This window comes from Paenibacillus shenyangensis, from assembly GCF_000346635.1.
Lineage (GTDB): Bacteria > Bacillota > Bacilli > Paenibacillales > Paenibacillaceae > Saccharibacillus > Saccharibacillus dauci.
Genome location: NZ_AOIG01000013.1, coordinates 1 through 22,524, shown reverse-complemented (window position 1 = coordinate 22,524; position 22,524 = coordinate 1). Strand labels below are relative to the sequence as shown.

Sequence of the window (22,524 nt, the reverse complement as noted above, 5' to 3'; positions counted from 1 at the left end):
AAATATAATTTAAAAAGCAGTGACCAGATTTCGAATATCTGGTCACTGTTTTTTTATCTTTTTATCTCTGAAATGAATTTTAAGCGTACCCACCTGTAACTATTTCATGTATCGGTTACGTGAGCACTCTGAATACTTCTTTTTGCTTTGCGAACTCGCAGAGAATACAGCACCAGCAGCAGAATAAACCATAGCGGCGTACACAGCAGCGCCGGACGTGTCTCCTGGGCGATCAGCATAATTACCAGGATCGCAGCGAACAGTGCCAGTACCGCATAGTTGATAAACGGAGTCAGAGGCGCTTTGAACTTGGATGCCTGGTGCAGATCGCGGCGGTTTCTTTTGTATCGGATATGGCAGACCAGAATCACGCCCCATACCCAAATAAAGCAGATCGCACTGATCGATGTTACAATCTCAAAAGCCTGTCCCGGAATCAGCTTGCTCAGCAACGCGCCACCGGAAATAACCAGCGTCGATACGAACAAGGAGCTGCTTGGTACATGATTGCGGTTAAGCTCACCAAACTTCTGGGGAGCCTGCCCTTTACGACTCAGATTATACAAAATACGGCTGGTCGAGAACATGCCGCTGTTGCACGCGGATGCTGCCGAGGTTAGTACGACAAAGTTGATAATGCCTGCTGCTACCGGAATACCAACCAGAGTAAATGTACGTACGAACGGACTTTCTGCCGGACTCAGCTGTGTCCACGGATTGATGCACAGCAATACGATCAATGCGCCTACATAGAAAAACAGAATGCGCAGCGGAATCTTGTTGATCGCTGACGGAATATTTTTCTGTGGATCTGCCGTTTCCGCGGCCGATACACCGACCAGCTCCACACCCACATAGGCGAAGACGACCATCTGGAACGAGAACAGGAACCCGGTAACCCCATTCGGGAAAATGCCGCCGTGCTCCCACAGATTACGGACGGTGACCGAGCCTGCATCAGTCTTGAAGCCCATGATCAGCAGCACGACACCAAGCCCGATCAATGCCAGAATCGTGATCACCTTGATCAGGGCGAACCAGAATTCCAGTTCCCCAAAATTCTTGACTGTCATCAGATTGAGCCCGAGCAGAATAATCAGGCACAGGACTGCCGGCATCCACTGCGGAATATCGAACCAGTACTGCACATATACGCCCACGGCGATCACATCCGCCATTGCGGTCATAATCCAGCAGAACCAGTAGGTCCAGCCGGTAATAAAAGCGGCTTTGGGTCCCAGATAATCTTCGGCAATATCCGTGAACGACTGGTAGCCTGCTTTGGAGAGCAGCAGCTCACCCAGTGCTCTCATCACGAAAAAGATAGCCATGCCGACGATCAGATACGTGATAATAATCGAAGGTCCTGCCTTCTCGATCGCTTTGCCCGATCCGAGGAATAACCCGGTTCCAATCGTACCTCCGATCGCAATCAACTGTACGTGCCGATTGGCAAGTTCTCTTTTTAATTCTTTCTGTGCCATGCTGATTTCCCCCTCAATCCTTGCGTAATTTACGTAAAAGTCCATAAAAAAAGAGACTGGATGTCATCCAATCTCCGGTGCACAAGAATATCAAAATATACACCTGCCCTATGGATCGCAATGATCCGCATGACAAATATATATTCGGTACTCTTCTGTCCTTTTGCCTGAGATTGTGAACCCTTCGGCGCCGCGGTTAATCCGCAGTCTCTCCAGAAGCTGCTCCTGCTATAGTGTGATCCATAGCAATCATAGCCCTTGAATAATTATGAAGTTATAAAACGGTATTGCTATGCTACCATATTACCGGCAATGTAAGCAATCCATCAGTGAAAAAAATTACAATTGCCTTTTTTATCCTTTTCATGTCTTTATATACTCCATGCTTAACCGAGCGCCTGTTTTTCTTCACCCGGCTGAGGTTTACGGTAAAATCGAATAAACATTAACAGTCCTACTAATGCCACAATAATACCTGACCAGAAAAACCATACCTGGACGCCATACCGGTCCACAACCGGGCCAGCCAGTGCGAGTCCGATCGGCGAAGACAGCAGTCCTATACTCGTAATCAGTGACAGAACCCGCCCCAGCATCTCCGGTTCATAGGCTTTCTGGATCATCGCCATATACGGACCGTTGAATAATGGAGCCGCCGCGCCCATCAGAAAAGACAAGGCAGCGAATCCCCAAAATGCTCTGCTGCCAATCATGCCGCTCAGCATACAGGTTATTCCGATAATGCCCAGACTCAGACTGATATAAGTGGAATCTTTCCATTTGGAAGCCAGTACGGACAGCAGCATACTGCCCAGGATCATCCCTATGCCAAATACGGCTTCGATCAGACTGGCACTGTATCCGCCGCGTCCAAAGTGCGACAGTGTCATTAGTGGAAATAGCATCGCCAGCGGCATAAATACGACACTGAATACAGCCATGGCGATGGTGATCGTCACAATGGATTGATCCGAGATCCATGTCTTCCAGCCCAGAATGAATTCCCGGCGAAAGGAAGGCTTCTCCTGAATCTCCTGCTTGGGTTGATCGATACGAACCAGCATCAGCATCGTATTGGCGATCAATGCCCCTACGACATCGAGCAGCAGCAATGTTCCCAGCGAAGTAGCCGAATATACGGCAATACCCAGCGCCGGTCCCAGCACACTGGAGGCAGAGAATACGAGCTGGTGCCAGCCGGCTACCCGTGTCAGCTGATCCTCCGGCGCAATCAGCGGAATCGCTGCCTGAAAGGAAGGTCCATGAAAAGCCGAAGCTGCCGAGCGGACAAACAGCACCACATAGACCACCCATAGACTCGGCTCTCCTGCCAAATAATACAGCCCGAGTGCAAGGCTGGATACCGCTATTACGCTGTCCGCTACGATCATGGTAATCTTGCGATTCCAGCGGTCCAGCCATACTCCGATAAAGGGGCCGAGCAGTGCCTGCGGCATAAACCCAACCAGCGCAGCAATCATTAATATTGAAGCCGAACCTGTGGTCTCGGTCAGATGCCAGATAATAGCGAATTGAACCATCGAGGAAGTCAGGATCGAGAAGATCTGTCCACTAAAAATGAATGCGAATTTCCGTTTCCAATCTGCATGCATAATGATACCCTCTCCTTTTCTGTACATTTGAAGCAACAAAAAAGCAGATCTGTGCCCATAGGGGCTCCGATCTGCTTCATAACGTACAGGAACATAGCAGGACAACATAACATACAGCCGTCCGGATCGCGTTCAATGTCCATATACGTAAAGATAAGCATCACAAAAGAAGCCCTCCTCAACAGGGATTTTTCTTTTTCGGCTGCTTAACGTAAACGCATGGAATGAATCATTGAGCGCCATCCTCCTTTGTATTAGATGGGTTCATACTATCATTAAAGTAATTATATGTAAATTAAAGAACGAGAGAATTCTGTCTATATATCGTATACATGCCAAAAAGAGAAAGAGACCTTAATGTCTCTTCCTCTTCTGAATGTTTGAACAATTTGCCAGCTTATGTAGCCAGTCGTATACCTCTTAGTTCAACGTCTGATGATCTCGTCTTGCATAGGTTTCCTTAATTGTCCCTACCGTAAATGCTCCAATGACCAGCAGCACACCCGAAATCAGGATCATGACCGGCATCGATGAACCAAGTGCCGGGAACAGGGCAAAGCTCAGACAGGAAGCAATAATCTGCGGTAGGCAGATACTGCCGTTGAACAGACCCAGGTACGTACCCATATTTTCCCCGGACAATGCATTAGTCAGCATAGTGAAAGGGAAAGTCATCATCGCTGCCCAGGCAATACCGATCAGCAGGAAGGATACGACCAGGGCTCCCTGGCTATGAATGAAGAAGACCGAGCCGAACCCGATACCTCCCAGCACCAGACTGAGTGCATACCAAATTTTGCGTTTGTTGTTCGACATGTTGGCGAGTACGAGTGACCACAGTACAGCGGCTACCGATTGTACTGCCGACAGAATACCGAACCAGTTACCCGCCGCCTGATACGCAGCAGTGGAAGGATCGGCTGTGTTCCATACATTTGCTGCGACCGCTCCGGTACCGTAGGTCCACAGATACTGGAATCCCATCCAGCAGAACAGCTGTACCAGAGATACCGTCCAGAATACCCGTGGTGCAGTGCGCAGCAGACTCCACATGCCTGCTTTGGGCTTGCTGGTCTCATCTGTAATACCGTGGTAGGCTGCATATTCAGCTGGCGTATATTCTTTGACTTTGAATACCGTGAATAAACTGCAGACGATCAGCACAACAGCGCCGACATAGAACGAAATAACAACAGACTGCGGAACCACGCCCGGAGCTGCATTATTCGAGACGCCCAGCATCGTCAGCAGGAACGGGAAAATACAAGCGATAACCGCACCGCTATTCGACAGAAAGCTCTGGATGGAATAGGCAAATCCCTTTTGCTCCTCGTTGACCATATCGCCAACCATCATTTTAAAAGGCTGCATGGCTACGTTTGAGGATACATCCATAAACAAAATCGTAATCGCGCCAAACGTGAGCGCTGCCATTGGACCAAATCCAAAGCTGCCCGAGTTCGGCAGCAGGCACATCACGATAACCGCAACAATAGCACCCATCAGCAGGTACGGAATCCGTCTTCCCAGCCTTGGCATCCATGTGCGATCCGAGAAATAGCCCACTAGTGGCTGTACAATCAGCCCTGCCAACGGCGGCAGGATAAAGAAGAATCCAAGGCTATGAGGATCGGCACCAATCGTCTGAAAAATGCGTCCCATATTGGAACTCTGCAGTGAGAACGCCATCTGTACTCCCAAAAATCCAAAGCTGATCATCCAGATCATGTGAAGGGGAAGCGCAGGCAGTTGCTGACGGGTAACTTTTTTGCCTTTTTTATTAAGCTGTTCTGCTAACATAATATCCTCCTAATCCGATTCCATAGATTGTTGCTGTTCTTCATCGGTAATGGCCAAGAAGCCGTGTTTGCGCAATCGTTTGCTCAAAAGCCAAAGTAAGGGTTTTCAGTAAACTATGTAAGCTAAAGTGTAAATAATTGCGTGTTACCAAGGTTCCTGGGATAACTGTGTAGAAACAGACGATTGAATATGTAGTGCATTTGGTATGAAATTATAAGTTATTATAGTATTATCTTGCGATTTATGCAACCGTTTGCATCAAAGGATATGTAAAAATATTTATCCATTTTGTGAATACTGTTCTAATCGGACAACAAAAAGGTACTGGTTCTTTTCAAAACCAATACCCTTTTTGACTTTGGTATGTAAATGAACCTAGACACGGGCAGCCTATCTGCTTGCTAAAAGTGTACGTTAATTAATAACATCTTCTGCTATCCTTTGACGGTAGACTTCGAAATGAGCTTCCATGCAAATGGACCGGTCATGAACAATGCCCCTGTCAAAAGAAAACCAGATCCATATATAAGCAGACTTGTATCTTGCGCGGGTATTAGTAATCCAGCTCTATAAATAGATTCTCCGCGCGCCGTCGTCATGAGAACATCGATACCTTGAAATAGAAAATACACACCAGCCGCCAAGCACAAGATCATCACTACTTTTTTCATTACTTACCTCCCTTCTATATGAACAATATAATAAAAAAGGTCTTCATCACCCAGTCCCAATTGGTATTTTAATACAGAAACCGCCACAAATAAAACGTTGCATATGATTCCCATAGCGACCACCCGGCAGACAGCTCCAAAATATGTGCCTTGGTCGGCTTGGCCTCCAGACCCAGTACATGCTTAATCGAGTTATGCAGCCCTACATCGTCAATTGGAAAAGCTGACGGCATTCGTAGACAGCGCATCAGCACATAATGAGCCGTCCATGGACCAATGCCGCGGATCTGTACGAGCATTTTCTCCGCCTGTTTCACATCTGTGGCCTGGAGCAGCTGTTCCTTGGACAATGTGCCTTCGGCAATGCGTCTGGCGGTATCGATCAGGTACTCGCATTTCTTCACGGTCGTGATGCCGGCAGCAGACAGCTGCTCTACCGTCAGGCCAGCAATTTGCTCAGCGGTAGGGAACAGCCAGTAGGTCTGCCCTTCCCGTACCAGTGCCTGTCCGAAATGCTCGACGAATCTTCTTTTGAGCGTGTAGGCAAATCCCAGATTGATCTGCTGCCCCAGAATTCCCCAGCAAATCGCTTCATACAGATCCGGAATGCCCATATTGCGCAGGCCGTAAAAGGATACTACCGCTTCCTTGAGCAGTGGATCACTTTTGGCCATTGCATAAAAAGGCCCCAGGTCGGTACCCAGATCAAACCAGTCATACACATACCTGGCTACACCAGCACGTAGATCTGCCGCCTTCCAATCCGGCTCGTCTATAAATTGAATCCGTATATGCGTGTTCTCATGAGCACTGATCCTGACCACGGTTGCCTGCTGGTTGACGGCGATCGCTTTGTAGATGCTGCCGTCTTGCAGTGTGTACAGAGATTCATTGGTCGCCGTCGCCAAATGGCTGTAATTTTCGGCAAAGCTAAATTCACGTGGAACCGGAATCAGAATATCGGCACCATCATCGTGCCAGCATGCAGGTGTTGCGGACAGATCGGTATGGGTATCGGGCTGCTGCTGTGACGACAGGGAATGTTCTGGATGAGCGTTGGACATAGGATGCAAAGCCTCCGTTCATATTCTCCATAGAGAGATGGGTTATTCCCCTATTAACCGTCTGACTCTATTCGTTAACTGTATCTGCTCCAAAAGAGTGACTATGCGTGTATCTTTTACCGACAAATAAGCTGCTTTTGTACCTTAATCCTTGCTATACTGGTTTCAACTGGAAATCAACTTTACCCGAAAGGATGTGTCATTTCATTTCACACAAAAAAGTAACCTGGCTGGAGCTGTTCTACGATCTGGTCTATGTCGCTGCCGTCTCGATCACTGCACATGTGCTGGCTCACTCGCATCATGGCACGATCCCACTAGATGTCATTCTGAAATACATACTGATTTTTGTTCCACTCTGGTGGGCCTGGACGGGCTTCACCGTATACGTTAACCGTTTTGGACAGGACGATAGCGTCCAGCGGATCGCCTACTTTGTACAGATGGTGTTCGTCATTATGATGGCGGCGAGTATCAATCTGGATTTTGGAGCGTATTATCTGTTCTTTATGCTCGGCTATGTAGGCATTCGTCTGTCTACCGTATTCATGTATATGCGCGGCTGGATGCAGCGGGAAGGCGAACCCCGCCGTATCTCCCGCTATCTGGCGATTAGCTTCCTCATCGGGGCACTGATCAGCTTCTCATCCGTACTGGTGCCGGGAGATGGCAAATTCATCGTGCTGTACACCGGTATTGTGGTCGATATTCTGCTGCCGCTGCTGGGGCGCCGCCGTGTACTGAGCAAGCTGCCGGTACATCATCCGCATCTGCTCGAACGATACGGACTGGCGACAATCATCCTGCTGGGCGAGCTGATTCTGGTTATTGTCAATGGACTGCGTGAAGATCATATTACCGGGGCGACTGTCATATCTGCTGTACTCGGATTCATCATCGCGGTATCGGTCTGGTGGCACTACTTTGAATCGTCGGAGCATATCGCCGGGGAAGACCGCAAAAGCTCCGGACAGTCTGTCATTTACGGTCATCTGCTGACGTTTATGTCGCTGGGGATCGTCGCCAACGTGGTACATTACGGCTTCCACCATGAGCTGAATGCGAGTAGCTTTGCCTGGCTGTCAGTGGCGGGATTTGTGCTGTATGCGATATCGGCAGCGATTATTTTCCTGCCGGGCAAGCATCGGGCGCAGATCGCCCGTAGTCTGATACGTACGGCTGTGTTTGTACTGGTGGCAGTAGTGGTTTTACCTTTGCTGTCTTCGGTGGAGATGATCTATGCGGCACTGGCGGTTTGTTTTGCAGGGTATGGTTTGGCGGAAGGTATTGTACGTAAACGCGGCAAACAAGCGGGGAACTGAGATACTAATCTGAACCGCTGTTTATAATGCAGAATTAAGCTAAGACAAAAATGGATATAAGATAGCACACTTCATTTTCCGAAAAAAGTATGCCTAACAGGAACAGCTTGGATATGTATCGTCTATCCTGCTGTTTCTTCAATTAGTGATCAAGAACACCCAAGCTTATTAGATCAGATATATACATAAGAAATTCAGCTAGAATACGAATATATGTCGCAATCATACAATAATCATCTGTTTTACAATCGCGATATTTTAAGGAGTGTCTATTCAATGTCTTCTACTGTGTTAAAAAACAATGTACATACCGAGCGCATAACAGCTCTTGACCAGCTTAGAGGCTTTGCCTTATTGACTATTTTTCTGGTTAATCTTAATAAATTCGGTGGCTTAAATCTGGATCATATGTTCTGGATATATTCTTCCTTTTCTTTATCCGATCGCCTGCATGAAATTATTTATATTCTTTTTGGTAATAGTTCCCGTCCTCTGTTCGCCTTTATGTTTGGAATTACCATGGTTATTGTGTATAATCATGCGATTCAGCGACAGCTCAATCCCTATCTCATCTTATTCAGAAGAATGTTTATTTTACTTTTAATTGGGACGGCACATTATTTATGGATTTGGGATGGCGATATCTTATTCATGTATGCTTTGGATGGGATTTTACTTTTACTCTTTGTATCAATGCCGGCTTGGCCACTTTTTATGTTTGGACTGTTGGCCATGTTTCTGTATCAGCCTGCACCTGTGCCTATATCATTATTTATAAATGGAACGAATATGGATATTTCGGATTACTTTGTAATTTTGTCTACAAGTAACCATTGGTTTCTAAAACCATTAACGTGGTTGCATCCCAATTTTTCTGATGAATTTAGTGAAGCCATGCAGCATCTAAGCTTTTTCCTATTTGGTATGTCAGCATATCGTGCAGGATTATTTCATCTCAAGCACCCGACTTTTAAAGGAATAATTGGCTGCATATTCTTGGCAATTGGAGTATGGGGAAAATATCAAATTTACACTTCAAATGATTTCCAATGGTTAAATCTGACGATCATCTGGGACTTTTCTGTTTCTATTGGATTTGCTTTAATCTTTCTGTTTCTTTCTTCATCCAGGTTCTCTTGGTTGGTTCATCCGTTTGCCTGGATTGGCCGTATGAGCTTAACCAATTACTTAATGCAATCCTTAGTGTTTGGTTCTATTTTTATAGGAGGAAGCATGGCTGCTTTAGGTGAAATTGCTTTCGTTCCTCCGATCCCGTTTGCGGCTTTACTACCGATTGGAATTGTATTCTTTATACTTCAAATTGGGGTTAGCAAGCTGTGGCTTAAGCACTTCAATTATGGCCCTGTTGAATGGCTATGGCGTACGGGGACTTACTGGAATGTCTCACCGATGCGACGCAAGGAAAGAAAAACAGCTGCTGTACGTCATGCAGATGAATAGATGAATTTCCAAGATATCACTTGGATTGCTTTCTGTTAAAAAATAAAAATAACCAAAGTTGCCTATGATCATCTCGTTTAAACATCATTTCATTTTGCACGTTAAAAGGTCACTTCTTAAAATCAGAAGTGACCTTTTACATATTACTTTATAGATTTAACCTGTTAATTGTTCTCAATTGCTGAGTTGATAGTATTCATGATCTTCGTATAATTGGTAGTAAAAAGTATGTAGTTATTGGTTTTGGTCTGGATAGCTACTCGATCGGTTGTGCCATACGGTGCACCGACCCGAATAGCATTTGTCTCTTTGCCACCATACGTATCATCCAGAGAGACACTGATAATATCGGCAACAGGAATGACCAGCTTTGTAAACTGATATTTAATAATAATATCATCATCTACCTTCTTGACGTCGATTCCCAACATTGTTCCATTCCTCCTTTAATTTAATTCATGACTCCCTTATGATACCCTATTTAGTATACCATTGGTATATTCCTGAATTCAGATAAGGAGGTACCCATGAAAAGTCCGCTTCGAAATATAACTGTCGATCATCGTGCATTTGTGTACTGGTATTCCAGCGGTACCTGCTTTACCTTAAACCTATCACCCAAAGAGAACAAAAACATCAAAATCACACTCCTGTTCAAAGCGAATCCACCTGACGAAGATCCTTATACCTTTTGGGCATTTTACGATATTTCAGCACAGCGGGATGGACTGGACACTACGATCCATCTGGGCAAACCACGACATATTGCAGAGATTCTCTCTTATCTGCTGACCAGTCATCAGGAACTCTGGACGCAGACCACACCGCAGATTATAGATCATGCATGGGAGATATTAGAGGAGATGGGCTATACGAACCCAACACCTCTTTGGATTGGAGAATGGTAAATAGGATTACGTTTCTTTTCCCTCTAGAAATTCTACATACTCATCCTTGGTCAATCCGAACAGGATGCAGTCCTGGTACCGTCCATCGGTATAGAACATTTGCCGGCGAATTCCTTCCTGGATGCAGCCTACCTTGCGCAGCATCGTAGCCGAGGCTATATTGCCTTCCAATACATAATTATTGAATTTGTTCAGTCGTCTCTCGAAAAAGGCATACTTCAACAGCAGATGAATTGCGCTCGTACCGTATCCTTTACCCCGATGATCCCGATCGACCTGAATGCCGATACTGAATGTTCCATTGCGTTCGTCGATACTGTTGAGATTCAGGGCTCCTACGTTCTCCCCATCCAGTGATTCCATGGTGAACATCAACCGATTGTTTGCAAATCCGGCATACGTCTCGGCGAATCGCTGCGCTTCTACCATCGTCGGCGGTAGCTCGACTGCACATTCCAGCAGCCGCCTTGCCTGCGTATCAAAGCGATTGATATAGTGGTCTTCCCAATCTTCCGGTGCCAGCGCCCGCAGACGTATGCGGTCATCCTGCCAATAGTAACTGCTGTAATCAATCGTTCTCAAGAAAATTCCTCCCGGACAAGCAAGTATGTAACCAGATATTTCCTGTCTCCAGTATATAGGAAAACAGCCCTTTTCACTACGGGCTGCCTGTTTCGGGAAGATGCAGCTATAATCGCTGAATATGTGTATCTTTGAAATGCGTCTCATACTTCAATCCATACCCCATCATCCGGTCCATCCCGATATGCACCATCCAGATCAGACCGCCCATGAGCAGAGAATCCATCGAGAACATCATACTTACCAGCAATAATAGCAGCGGCGCAATGAATGTATGACTGACATTATACAGATATGCCCCTGCCTTTGAGCCAAACATATATCCTGCCATGAATATATCAGGGACGAACAACAGCAACAGAAAGATCCACCAGCTGTATCCACTGGTAAAATAGATATAAATGCCGAGTATCATGACGATCATGCCTTCGATCTGGATCAACTTTTTATTCATGGAGGGGTTCTCCCTTGGTTACAGAAGCAGATCGTACACCAGCCAGCATCCAATGAATCCCTGTAGTTACCTGTTCATGGGATAATGGTTCCGAAGACAGCAGTACAGGTGATTGCAGGGTTAATCCATCGAAGACTGCCTGGATCAGCGCGGCCAGTGTTTCCTTTTCACGATCCTCCAATGGCAGCTCCAGACGACCGAGAATCTCGATAATGCCTGACTTCATCTCTGTATACAGCTGCTGCAATTCTCTGGCGAGCTTCTCATTATTTACGCTCTCTGTCCAGAGGCTAATCAACAAGGTAAACCACTCGGGATTGGCTTTGCGAAATTCAACGACATGTAGAAGCGCCTGCTGCAGGATCTCGGCAGGTGCAGCTTGCAGGTTGAGATTGGCAAATGCCTCCTTCATTCCTTTGTTAATCATCCATTCCCGGACAACTTCCACCAGCAGCGTTTCTTTGGTAGTGAAATGGTAGCCGATCAGCCCTTGTGCTACCCCTGCTTTGGCAGCGATCTCTTTCATCGTTGCTTTGGTATAGCCTACTTGTCCGAATAGAGTGAATGCGGCCTGTATAATCGAATTTTTACGCTCTTCTTGAATAGATGATTGTGATGTGTTCATTGCTTCTCTCCCATACTGTTTGATTGAACAGTCAGTTATTATGTGTTCATCATAAAACTGTTTGTTCGAACAGTCAACAATTTTATGAAATGAAAATTCTCCATAAAATAGACTGCAGCCTACAGCAGCTGCAATCTTCATGATGATCCTGCTCATTGGGGCAGTAGCCTTATTCAGTATGAAGAGTCCTCTTACTTCTGCCCTTGTGGTCAAGCAGCCTGCAGCTTCCCTGAACGCGGAAGATTCAGAACTGATGCCTACCAGAGGTCATAACGAGATGGTTCTGATCACTGGTAAAACAGATAAAAACTATCCCCTTCTTATTCATGAATGCCTATTCAATGAGAAAGGAATAACTATCCAATATTCTCTGAAGCACACCAATCGGATATCGGATACAGAATGGTTGAAGCGCTCAATCAAGCCTCGTTTCCAGATCGATTCTTCTACGAAACAGGCAGTTCCCGGTATCAATGTCACGAATACAGGCGTGACACTGTCCCGAAATGGTACGATTCATTATTCGTTTGCCGGGACACCTCCAGACAAATTCTTGTTGAAAGTAAACGTTAAAAGTCTCCTCCTGTCGGATAACAAGGATCATCTCACTACACTTTCCGGGGACTGGAGCTTCCAACTCCCGGTGGAGAGAAATTACAGACTCAAATTCAATGGCCAAAGTGAACCGTTGGAGCATTTTCAGGCGAATAATCAAGATAGTTGACCATAAAAGTGGTATCTGATTATACAAAAACAAAGGCTGCTTACCATCATCTGATGATGTGAGCAGCCTTTGCTATGGAGTCGTATCAAGTCATATGCTGTCGGGTGCGGATTGTACGTTTGCAATCGCAGTAGATAGCTTGTCTTAGCCACGTACCGCCTGTACATATTCGCGAGCCGATACATTCAGGTCTTCATCAGTAATGGACATGGCGTTATGCTGAATAAAATAAGGCAGCAGTTGGATTCCAATCAGATTGCTGGTGGCATGAAACGGCTTCAGCAGCTCTTCCATCGTATATTGGTTCATACCATCCGGATGATAGGCTTCTTGGGGACTTCCTGTAGAGATCGCCAGCAGTAGCTCCTTGCCATGCAGCTTGTTGCCTTCACTACCATATGCCCAGCCATAGGTTAATACATGATCCTGCCACTTTTTCAGAAGGGGTGGTGTGCTGTACCAGTAGAACGGGAATTGGAATACGATCCGGTCGTGCTCCATCATCAGCTGCTGTTCGCGCGCTACATCAATTTGCTCATCCGGATAAGCTTCGTAGAGATCATGAATCGTCACGTCGGGCTGACCTTTTAATTCTTCAACCCAGCGTTTATTGACTTTGGACTGCTCCAGATTGGGGTGTGCAACGATAACGAGTGTCTTCATGGATTTTCCTTCTTTCTCGAAATGTTTGTAAGTATTTGGTTTTGACCTAATGTGACAATAATAGTTACAACAAGTTGTTCCGTCAAGTATTTATCCAAATCTATCTCCTGTTATCCGAAGCAGCTGTCGTCCTACCATTGGATATTCCCCTCTCCCTACTACCCTTTTGGATAGTACCTATCGTATTTGTGCGTACTGTTGCTTTGCTGCTACGCGGTTTATACTAGCCTTAATTCACAGCAAAGGGGCTCATACAATGACCACTATTCAAACCTACAATCATGATCTTTGGGATCATGGAATCTCGCAAGGCTATCGCGTCGACAATACTGTCTATATCTCCGGCCAGTTCTCTCATAACGCTCAGGGTGAGTTTATCGGAGCTGGTGATATTCAGGCACAAGTACTGCAGACGCTGGAGAATCTGGATACTGTACTCGCCGAATTTGGCCTAACCCGTTCGAATCTGGCTTATGTGGAGCTGTATTTGACGAATGCTCAGGAACACGGAGAAACTGCGATTGAACTGTTCAAACAATATGTTGGAGAGCATCGACCAGCGGGCAGTATGATCGGAGTAACGTATCTGGCTTTGCCGGAGCAGTGGGTGGAGATTCGGGCTGTAGCGCACGTAGGATAAATGAAAAAGAAGGAGCTTCGCTTCCATCGAAGTTCCTTCTTTTTTTGAAATCATATCCGATATTTTGAAGCCACTACTCCATTACAATCGTCTCGCAGCCATGGAATAATGCGAATTTCTGAAGACACTGGTTCAAGGCTGTTCGCAGCTCTACCGTTTGCTTTACATCATGCTCGTACCAGATATTTTTGACAAGCAGTGTACTTGTTTTACGCTCTGCGATAATCTCGGCTCGTCCAATGAAATGATCTCCGTATAACAGAGGCAGCACATAATAACCGAATTTTCGTTTGACTGCCGGCGTATAAATCTCCCAGGTGTAATCAAAGGCAAATAATTGGTTGATCAGCTTACGATCCCACATGAGATTATCCAGAGGAGCAATCAACTCGCAGCGCCATCCCGGCTCCGGGTTAGTCAGAACAGTTTCTATAAGCGGCAGATCCTCTACAAGGCAGTACAATAGATCCTTCATCTGTTCCACAGCGACAGCAGCGATACGCTTTTCCAGTAATAACTCGCGGAAAACTTCATTACGCTGTGCCGCTTTTAGCCCCCATATGTTCAGCCAGGCATCCGATGCACGATTCCATAACAGACCGACAGCACCAATACGGCGCAGCACCCGCCACTTGTGATGCTCAAGCTCATCTTCCAATGGCTCCGGTGCATTCAGCAAATCGGGCTGTATGTACTGGGTAGCGATATCGTAGTATTTACGTGTTCCTTTTTTGCGATGGATAATCAGCTCGCCTGTTGAATACATCTGTTCCAGCACCGAGCGAGAAGAGTTGTTGCCGCTGCTCCAGTGAATCGCCGATCGCCAGGCAAAATCACCTTCCAATTTCAAATCATCCGAGCTGATTGCGCCGTGATGCTGAATATGTGTCCGCACTTGTTCTGCTAATGCTACCATCTCCGGATAACGTTCGGCATGCTGCCGGGCGGCCTCTCTGTATCGTTCAAAGTATGGCCAGTCCTCAACAGGGATAATCGCCAGATTTTTGTCCGGATAATCAACCAGGCTTCGATCTTCATACAATACCTCAGCGAGCATATCCTTGGTAAATCCCTTGATTCGCGACTGCAGCACCAATTCGGCATTTTTGCCGCAGACGTCGATAGGGTCATACTGAATACAGCCAACCTGTCTGGCAAAGTCCAATATACCCTGCTTTTCTTCAAATCTATAATCGCCCAATAGCCCATGCTTCAATAACAGAAATTGCCGGGCCTGACGATTGGTTAACTGGATCATATTCACACCTGCCTCTGCTTGGAGTATAAAGCGTAGACTTCAACGAGCCATGATTCGCGTATATACTGGAGGTATTTCATATGCTGTCTGATGGTATTAGATAACGCTGTTAATTATACTCGGTAGTCTGGTTAACTTTTCCATTCCTATTTCCTTTATCATACAAAGGATGGGTTCAAAAGAAAAGAAATATATACAAACAAACGTTCCTGTATTTATCATATTCCATATTTTCCATCGCTTGTTCACGTTCTTCCAAATGGACGAAGATATATACTCATAGCTATCCCGAAATCCATATATCAAAAAGACACTGCGCTATTACTCATCAGTGTCTTTTTGCTGTTTATTCTTTGCTACTATCGGGTCTTATGGTTCAATCCCGATTGGATTGATTTGCATATCGTCGCTATACGTTACAGCAGCTTGATCAACGCTTCCAGCTCATCCACCAGCACTTTGGCAAGCTCGAAATTCGTATCTTTCAAAGCCAATTCGATTTTCATTTCAACCTCTTTTTTGTTTTGTTCCTTTTCCAGATAATCTTTGTCAAAATGACGCTTATAGATCATCTGTCTGAATTTGCGCATGCTCATTTTGCGGATCGTCTTGTTGTCGATGATCAGCACATAATCCATACCGTTAACGACAGAATAGAAATCATGGGAGATCATGAGGATCGCGCCTTTGTACTCCTTGATCGCTTTCTCTAGGGCAATTTGTGTATAGATATCAAGATGGCTCGTCGGTTCGTCGAGCAGCAGCAGATTGGCATTGCTGGAAGCAATCTTCGCCAATTGCAGCATATTCTTCTCACCACCGGACAGCGATTGAATCTTCTGATTCAAGATTTCCCCTTCAAAGCCATAACTGGACAGATATGCTCTAATGTCATCATACGTACTGAACCCGGCTTCGATAAACTCATCCAGAATGCTGTTGGAATCGGTCAACGTCTCGCCTTGCAGCTGGGATAGATAACCGATCTTCACGTCGTCATGGATCGTAATCGACTCTTGCTGGTTTCGGAAAATGTCTCGCAGTAACGTTGTTTTTCCCGTTCCATTGGCGCCAATAATCGCCACCTTATCTGTCGATTTCATTTCAAACTCCACATGCTCCAGCAGCAGTTCGTCAAACGAAACACCATAATCATTCACTTGCACGATAACGGTATCTTCCAGTTCATGATCCAGACCAAAATCCATACGCGGCTGCTTGATATCCACGAATGGTGCCTTGATCCGGCTCGCTTCAAATCGTTCCTGTACCTTCATTCTTGCTTTTAGCGCTCTGCCTCTGGATTCATCGGAATTGTACGTTGCGATGGTACGCAGATTATCGATCAGCGCCTCATTGCGCGCCACTTCTTCTGCTTCGGCAACGGCAATCTCTTGCATCTCCATCTTCATTTGCAGCAAGGAGAAGTTGTAATCGATATAACGTCCATCGAACTCCTGAATCTCGGCATTTTCGAGATGAATGATTTTATTAAAACAATGATTCAGCAGATAGCGATTGTGCGTTACGACGAGCAGCATGCCTTTGTGCGAATTAATAAGATTTTTGAGCGAATTGAGATTTTCAAAATCCAAAAATACATCCGGCTCATCCATAATCATCAGATCGGGACGATTTAGCATTTCCTTCATCACTTGAACCAGCTTGAATTCACCGCCGCTCAAGGAGGAGACATCTGTATCTTTCAGCTTCATAAGATTGGCGAGATTGAGCTGCTTATTGATTTTGCTCTCAAAATCATCGCCCCCCAGGGCTTCAAGCGCATCCAAAGCCAGCTGATACTTTTCCATAAGTGCATCCATATCCGATGTGGTCGCCATCTCGGCATAGATATCTGTAATCTCATCCTGGATCTTCATGAAGGGTTCTGCAATATATTCAAAAACAGTGATTTCTTTGGTCGAATCGACTTGGGAGAACTGACTGACATATCCAATGGTGTAGTCCGGATCGATTTCCAATTTGCCATCGAACAAATAGCGCTGCGGGTCCATCAGGATATCGATCAGGGTACTTTTCCCGCTGCCGCTTGTGCCGATAAACGCACAATGCTGCCCTTCTTCAAGCGTAAACGTGATGTTGGTATAGAGTTCTTTCTGGGGAAACGAGAAGGACAGGTTTTCAATTTTGATCATAGTATTACCTTTCTGTATAGCTAAAATGGTGATTATTTTAGTAGGGGTAGTACAAAACGTGGATGTTGTGTTTGCCACTCCTCAGAGTACCATTGTTTGGAGGGAAGTACAATTGATTTGTGGGTTTTATTCAGAGTTTGAGACAGTAATATTTAATCGAGCCAATGTCGTACATTGCCTTTGCTATATTACTCTTCATCAGGACAATATTTTTGCTTTGATCCTGCTCATGATCTCTATCTAACTACATATCCCGAAGCCGCGAAGTATCCAAATATTCGTTTCCCAAATAACCGCTGCAGAGAACCGGACGATTGGCTATTTCGTAAAATTTCTTCATATCCATCACACCGTCTATCTCTTCAGACCACGTTTCGAATGAGTCGAACTCTTCTTTGGAGATCTGGTGATACTCCGGGGAATCGGTTACCCCGGTTAGAACCTCATAGGCATAAATATCCTCGCCAAACTTGCCTACCGATTGATATCTACCTTTCTTCAGGCGTACATAGTCCGTGTATCGTGTCGGCATAATCTCACTCATCCTTTCCTGTGTTACTATCTTTAGCTTTTTAACCCTGCAAATGATGCCAGTGAAGCACTGACAGATGCGCAGCTGAAATTGCCAATAGTACTCAGGAGAATTGCCAAAAACCTGCTACAGGATGCTCAATCTCCAGTGCTTTTATTTTTGCGTAAATATATAATGCCCCAAAACCAAAAGGATAGCTGCCTTCTTCGTGAAGCAATGTTTCCGGATAACCTTCTTCATCGATCTGAAATAGAAAAGAAAAAGAGTCCTCTTTGAGCTTCGCCGCATAATAATCTTCCTGCTGAATCAGTCTTGGATGGCCGCCCACTTTGATCAGAAAAGGCTGGTCGTTCGATTCTTCATCCTTGCTTTGCTTCCCGCGAGAGATGGTGTGTTTGATCAGATGCGGATGAGCAAACGTAGTGTGGATACTTTCTATTGCAGCAGGATGCTCTATCACTTGGATCGAACAATCTGGATACATGTTGTTGTCCAAGTAGTCTTCATAGCTGTCCGGGATAAAAATAGAGATCATATTTCCCGGTCGAAACGGATGAATAAGACTGAGGTAAAATCGATATCGGGAGTTTCCCTGATGGATCAGATCGGATCGATTATCAAAGAAAGCAGGTGCATTCCCACCGATCCAGCCAGCTCCATATTTGTCTGTTCCAGCTGGATGAGCATGATACAGGATACAGTCTGTTCGTTGATGCAATATGTTATCTTGATTCTCCACAGTCATTTTTCAGCTCGCCTCCAACGAATTACAAATAATGAAAGCCCAAGCGACTTGTCTGCTTGAGCTTTATCCTATTCCTACCCTAGCTTCGGCTATAACCGACTATTTATAGTCATTTAAAGGTCCTTCATCCATGATTACTTCTACCATATTCGAAGATCCCATTCGGAGCATAGGTCGGTATTCCGAATCCGGTCTGCTGTACAGCTCCAATGGGCTAATAATAACCCCATCTGGTGTATTATGCAGGATTCCTGGTACACAGGTATAGATCTGATCATTATTATTGGCATTCTTGGCGGAGATCGTCACGGACGTTCCTTTATGGTTATCGATACTCATGGATACCTTGTATCGGTAAAATGAACCAGTGCCATTGGACTGCGCGGAATACACCACAGGAACGACAGCCAGCACATCGTCTCTTAATCTTAATTTGATAATCTCTGTTTTCTCTGATTTCTTGCTTCTCCCTACATCGCCCATATGCTCTACGGTCCCGTTACCAAAACTGCGAAGAGGAGGCACTCCCTCCGCGCCAAACATGGCTACATCGATCTGCTCTCCATTTTTGGTATAGACCAGAGCATAGATGTCGTAATCCGTTCCCGTCTTCCAGGATACCGTAGCTGTAATCTCGGGTGTTTTCTCAATAATGACTGACTTTTGTCCTTTATCGAGATTGACCTTGCCGGTTACCTTTACGAGGTTGATAGATGAAGGTAGCTGCTGGTTATTGGGAGGTGCAGGAACAGATACAGGCGCAGCAGGCTGTCGGGAGGTAGGGTTGGGCATAGTCTCGGTTACAAAAGATAGATCGGGCTCGTCCGCTTCAACCTCAACCCCGTAGTTTTGACATAATCCATCCAGTCCGGAATTAAATCCACGCCAGATTGATTTTGCTTTGGTCTGTCCATTACGTAGGTATAACTCCAGCACGATAATTCCATTTTCGCTCGTGAACATAGATGGAGTTAACTGAATATTCGTATTGTCGGCATGGATCTCGGCTTGCAGATTCTTTACATTTGCAAATCCCGTGCTGTTATCCTCTGTTAGGGTTACTGCTATTTTGGTAATACCTTCTGGGACTTTATCCATGTCAAAATGAAGTTTATGAACTTTGGTATTGCCTACTTGCTCGGATGGGAGAAGCGTAGCTACACCTGTGGCGCTGGTTGGTTGATTATAAAAGATGATCCCGCTATCTCCCTGTACTTTGTCGGCATCGGTTAACAGGAAGGCTGTTAATGAAATATCGATTATATTGGACACTTCATGGCTGATCGTAATATGGCCTTTTGCAGTATTTAAGGTTGTATTGGCTCCCATTTGCAGAAATTGATTCACCCGTACCTACTCCCGTCTGTTCCTGGCTTGTATTCGAGCTGTCTTGTTCGCTACCACAATTCAAAATATGTACTGACTCACTTATATTAACACAGCAAGGAAATGCTCAGAATATATATAAATATATAAGCAAAAAGCTGTTCTCGCAGCAATAGTTTGCTGAGTAATTTTCTTTGATTTTGCTTTGATAAACTGCTGTTCTTCATGAAGTGGATAGGTAATCAGGCGTTCTTTTCTAAAGGCAGCGCCAAGATTTTCTTGAAATCATCCTATTGTCTGCCTATACCATTTTCTTCAAACCATTCAAATACCGTTAGACACACCTTTAATTTCTTGGTGTTCGATAATTTCAATGAGAGTCGGGTCACTTAGATCCTGATAAACAAAAATAGTTACCATTATGTACGTCCTCCATATCTCTTTTAGCCTTGTATGTTGACTATTACCTTGCTCTTCTACCATTACTGTAGATTGTTATCATGTCATTATACAAGACCAAAAATGTTGAGATACAGAAGTGAAATCTAACGAAAATCACGAAAATATTCGTTCCAAATATTATTGCCTCAAGTCTCGTTCCAATCCAACTATAACTCGAAGTATATGCTCATCTACCATGTTCATTCTGTAAAGAACTTTATAAATAGCCGCTTTACTCAAGAATTGGATATAGCCGGTATGAGTGTTTCCCACTGTTCTCCATTCAACGTTCCGCTGAAGCGATATACCGGTTGGTAATATCCTTTTGAATCATACGTATACGCCAGCTCATATTGCTTAACTCGGAGCAGATCGCCTTTCTTCATATCGTTATACACTGAGAAATTTCCTTCAAGGACTTGCGCATAGGCTTGTGCCGGACTTATTACCTCCACTTTGCGCACATACTTATTCTGATTCATCATATAAAACAAATCACGAGGCACCTTCTGACCAACAGCAGAAGGCATAATCATGACCATCCCGTTGGCAAAATCCTTTTCGCCCTTTGCAATAGCATCCACCGGTTTTCGAATATCCCATCTCAGCGTATCTTCGTTCTGTAGGCTGAATACAGTATCCGCGGACAGAATATCGTTGTCACGCATCCATTTCTCATAGAACTCTCTATGCTTCACTACTTCTTCTTTGGTGAGCTTAACCGCTTCTCCGCTCTCGCCATATAACTGCCATCCACCGTCCTGCAGATTATAATTGAACGTGTAGGAGATTCCGCTACGATCTGTAAATAACCAGATTCGGTTCATTCCATCTACTCGTTTTCCCTGCTTTTGCTGAAGATCAAAAGACTGCTGAATCAGCTCAGCCATATGCTTACCATACTCCAGATTGTAAATGTGATCATTGACATACAGTGAAACCATCTCTGCTTTCTCCGGAAGCTTGGCATCAAGGTCAACCTTCACCCCGTCCATCTCCTGCTTGATCGCCGGTCGAATCGATAGATTACCCAGATCTTTTGCCTGATAGATAGCTAGTGCACTGGTGAACAATAGAACAAAGGCCATTGGAATACATAGCGCCAGTCCTGCCGATTTGAAATGCAGCTTACGCTGCTGCACACTGTCCAGAATCGCCTGCATGATCAAGTAGCCTGCTATACTGCCGAGCGTGTTGTGGAAAATATCGTCTAACTCAAAGATGCCTCTTCCGCTAAGCATCTGGATCAGCTCGATCCCAATCGTTACGATTAAAGAAATGATGAGCACAGGCGTAAAGCGCCGTGTTCGAATGCTCAGAAGCGGCAACAAAAAACCAAGCGGCATAAACATCATCATATTAAAAATAATGAGTTGAAACTCGCTGAGAGACCACTGATTCCATGCACTCCAATAGCCGCTAAACAGTCGGAAATTTACCCAGCCCTCAAAGTTTGCCCCTCTGCTGAAAGTTTGCCCCTCTGCTGAATGTAGTTAACATCATAACCAGGCCAAACCATAGGATAAGCAAATAAACTGCTGCAAACTGTGTGACCGAAAGCTTTCTCTTGCCGCCCTTTTTTCGATATAGAACATAAAAAAGGGAGATAATGCCTAAAAGCACTAACGCTATAATGATTACCTTCGGTAGAAGCGGTAATAGCGTGCCAAGTATCCCTTGAATACCCATGTGTGTACTCCCTTCGCTTTGGCTCTGTGAATGATAATAAGTTTTTCTATAAGTAAGACGCCGCTTACTCGTATTATGTAGCAATCTGTCAAAAAAATGATTGGCGGCTTCATCTATTATCGTGATAATGGCGTACCTTAATAGATCTAAGCACATAGCCAGATTCGCTACCACTCACACATCTGTATATAAAACCAAAATGAGTACAATAAGTCCTCCACAGCCAAGGAAGACATATAGATTTCGTACTTTAACGAATAGCAGATCATCATTTGCGATACGAAAAATGTAAATTTAGTAAATAAAAATCCATTCTCTAAGAGGATGGGTTTTTATTTTATTTAATACTAGGGCGTGTTTTAAAAC

Annotated in this window: 21 protein-coding genes and 1 riboswitch; of the genes, 5 read left to right on the top strand and 16 right to left on the bottom strand. The window is 44.9% G+C overall.

Annotation, left to right across the window (positions count from 1 at the left end; all coding sequences use genetic code 11):
* Nucleotides 1-104: 104 nt before the first annotated feature.
* The 5 genes from H065_RS0111830 to H065_RS0111810 all read right to left on the bottom strand — a co-directional run bounded on the left by H065_RS0111830 (nt 105) and on the right by H065_RS0111810 (nt 6,632).
* Nucleotides 105-1,484, bottom strand: coding sequence for an amino acid permease (locus H065_RS0111830; protein WP_017813276.1), 1,380 nt, complete (start codon nt 1,482-1,484; stop codon nt 105-107).
* Nucleotides 1,485-1,629: 145 nt separating this feature from the next.
* A riboswitch (glycine riboswitch) is annotated at nt 1,630-1,710 on the bottom strand.
* 160 nt (nt 1,711-1,870) lie between these two features.
* Nucleotides 1,871-3,097, bottom strand: coding sequence for an MFS transporter (locus H065_RS25835; protein WP_017813275.1), 1,227 nt, complete (start codon nt 3,095-3,097; stop codon nt 1,871-1,873).
* A 420-nt stretch (nt 3,098-3,517) separates the two neighbouring features.
* A complete protein-coding gene (locus H065_RS0111820) occupies nt 3,518-4,897 on the bottom strand; it encodes an SLC45 family MFS transporter (RefSeq protein WP_017813274.1) in 1,380 nt (459 codons plus the stop codon).
* A gap of 434 nt (nt 4,898-5,331) precedes the next feature.
* Complete coding sequence (locus H065_RS0111815; protein ID WP_017813273.1) at nt 5,332-5,568, bottom strand: hypothetical protein; 237 nt, start codon at nt 5,566-5,568, stop codon at nt 5,332-5,334.
* Between the two features lie 68 nt (nt 5,569-5,636).
* The gene (locus H065_RS0111810) at nt 5,637-6,632 is read right to left on the bottom strand and encodes a DNA-3-methyladenine glycosylase family protein (protein ID WP_017813272.1); all 996 of its coding nucleotides are present in this window, start codon (nt 6,630-6,632) and stop codon (nt 5,637-5,639) included.
* A gap of 194 nt (nt 6,633-6,826) precedes the next feature.
* Between H065_RS0111810 and H065_RS25830 the strand changes: the two genes are divergently transcribed.
* Together H065_RS25830 and H065_RS0111800 are read left to right on the top strand one after the other, a co-directional pair.
* Nucleotides 6,827-7,954 (top strand): low temperature requirement protein A, encoded by a 1,128-nt coding sequence (locus tag H065_RS25830; protein ID WP_017813271.1) that lies wholly within the window; start codon nt 6,827-6,829, stop codon nt 7,952-7,954.
* Nucleotides 7,955-8,230: 276 nt separating this feature from the next.
* Entirely contained in the window at nt 8,231-9,415 is a 1,185-nt protein-coding gene (locus tag H065_RS0111800; protein ID WP_017813270.1) for a DUF418 domain-containing protein, read from the top strand.
* Nucleotides 9,416-9,579: 164 nt separating this feature from the next.
* On the opposite strand, the gene H065_RS0111795 is transcribed toward H065_RS0111800, so the two are convergent.
* Nucleotides 9,580-9,846: a SunI/YnzG family protein gene (locus tag H065_RS0111795; RefSeq protein ID WP_017813269.1), complete on the bottom strand. Its 267-nt coding sequence runs from the start codon at nt 9,844-9,846 to the stop codon at nt 9,580-9,582.
* 96 nt (nt 9,847-9,942) lie between these two features.
* On the opposite strand from H065_RS0111795, the gene H065_RS0111790 reads away from it, so the two are divergent.
* Nucleotides 9,943-10,323, top strand: coding sequence for a hypothetical protein (locus tag H065_RS0111790; protein WP_017813268.1), 381 nt, complete (start codon nt 9,943-9,945; stop codon nt 10,321-10,323).
* 6 nt (nt 10,324-10,329) lie between these two features.
* Here H065_RS0111790 and H065_RS0111785 read toward each other — a convergent pair whose 3' ends face one another.
* The 3 genes from H065_RS0111785 to H065_RS0111775 all read right to left on the bottom strand — a co-directional run bounded on the left by H065_RS0111785 (nt 10,330) and on the right by H065_RS0111775 (nt 11,984).
* Nucleotides 10,330-10,905: a GNAT family N-acetyltransferase gene (locus H065_RS0111785; protein WP_017813267.1), complete on the bottom strand. Its 576-nt coding sequence runs from the start codon at nt 10,903-10,905 to the stop codon at nt 10,330-10,332.
* A gap of 106 nt (nt 10,906-11,011) precedes the next feature.
* The gene (locus tag H065_RS0111780; RefSeq protein ID WP_017813266.1) at nt 11,012-11,359 is read right to left on the bottom strand and encodes a DUF4260 domain-containing protein; all 348 of its coding nucleotides are present in this window, start codon (nt 11,357-11,359) and stop codon (nt 11,012-11,014) included.
* Nucleotides 11,352-11,984 carry a TetR/AcrR family transcriptional regulator gene (locus H065_RS0111775; RefSeq protein WP_036629870.1) on the bottom strand — a complete coding sequence of 211 codons (633 nt, stop codon included), beginning with the start codon at nt 11,982-11,984 and terminating at the stop codon, nt 11,352-11,354. The genes H065_RS0111780 and H065_RS0111775 overlap by 8 nt, the downstream gene beginning before the upstream one ends.
* Nucleotides 11,985-12,123: 139 nt before the next feature.
* Here H065_RS0111775 and H065_RS0111770 point away from each other — a divergent pair, with 139 nt between their 5' ends.
* Nucleotides 12,124-12,708: a hypothetical protein gene (locus H065_RS0111770; protein WP_017813264.1), complete on the top strand. Its 585-nt coding sequence runs from the start codon at nt 12,124-12,126 to the stop codon at nt 12,706-12,708.
* 144 nt (nt 12,709-12,852) lie between these two features.
* Here H065_RS0111770 and H065_RS0111765 read toward each other — a convergent pair whose 3' ends face one another.
* Entirely contained in the window at nt 12,853-13,371 is a 519-nt protein-coding gene (locus H065_RS0111765) for an NAD(P)H-dependent oxidoreductase (RefSeq protein ID WP_017813263.1), read from the bottom strand.
* 256 nt (nt 13,372-13,627) lie between these two features.
* Between H065_RS0111765 and H065_RS0111755 the strand changes: the two genes are divergently transcribed.
* Complete coding sequence (locus tag H065_RS0111755; RefSeq protein ID WP_017813261.1) at nt 13,628-14,011, top strand: RidA family protein; 384 nt, start codon at nt 13,628-13,630, stop codon at nt 14,009-14,011.
* Between the two features lie 73 nt (nt 14,012-14,084).
* On the opposite strand, the gene H065_RS0111750 is transcribed toward H065_RS0111755, so the two are convergent.
* The 6 genes from H065_RS0111750 to H065_RS26995 form a co-directional block, all read right to left on the bottom strand.
* Entirely contained in the window at nt 14,085-15,269 is a 1,185-nt protein-coding gene (locus tag H065_RS0111750; protein ID WP_017813260.1) for a winged helix-turn-helix domain-containing protein, read from the bottom strand.
* Nucleotides 15,270-15,685: 416 nt separating this feature from the next.
* A complete protein-coding gene (locus tag H065_RS0111745; RefSeq protein ID WP_017813259.1) occupies nt 15,686-17,425 on the bottom strand; it encodes an ABC-F family ATP-binding cassette domain-containing protein in 1,740 nt (579 codons plus the stop codon).
* A 244-nt stretch (nt 17,426-17,669) separates the two neighbouring features.
* Nucleotides 17,670-17,969, bottom strand: coding sequence for a hypothetical protein (locus H065_RS0111735; protein ID WP_238557948.1), 300 nt, complete (start codon nt 17,967-17,969; stop codon nt 17,670-17,672).
* Nucleotides 17,970-18,060: 91 nt separating this feature from the next.
* On the bottom strand, nt 18,061-18,702 hold the full coding sequence (locus tag H065_RS0111730; protein WP_017813257.1) for a hypothetical protein: 642 nt from the start codon (nt 18,700-18,702) through the stop codon (nt 18,061-18,063).
* 99 nt (nt 18,703-18,801) lie between these two features.
* Nucleotides 18,802-20,049, bottom strand: a complete 1,248-nt coding sequence (locus tag H065_RS0111725; RefSeq protein WP_017813256.1) for a TerD family protein — start codon at nt 20,047-20,049, stop codon at nt 18,802-18,804.
* Nucleotides 20,050-20,705: 656 nt separating this feature from the next.
* Nucleotides 20,706-21,896, bottom strand: coding sequence for a VanZ family protein (locus tag H065_RS26995; protein ID WP_081604117.1), 1,191 nt, complete (start codon nt 21,894-21,896; stop codon nt 20,706-20,708).
* Nucleotides 21,897-22,524: the final 628 nt, after the last annotated feature.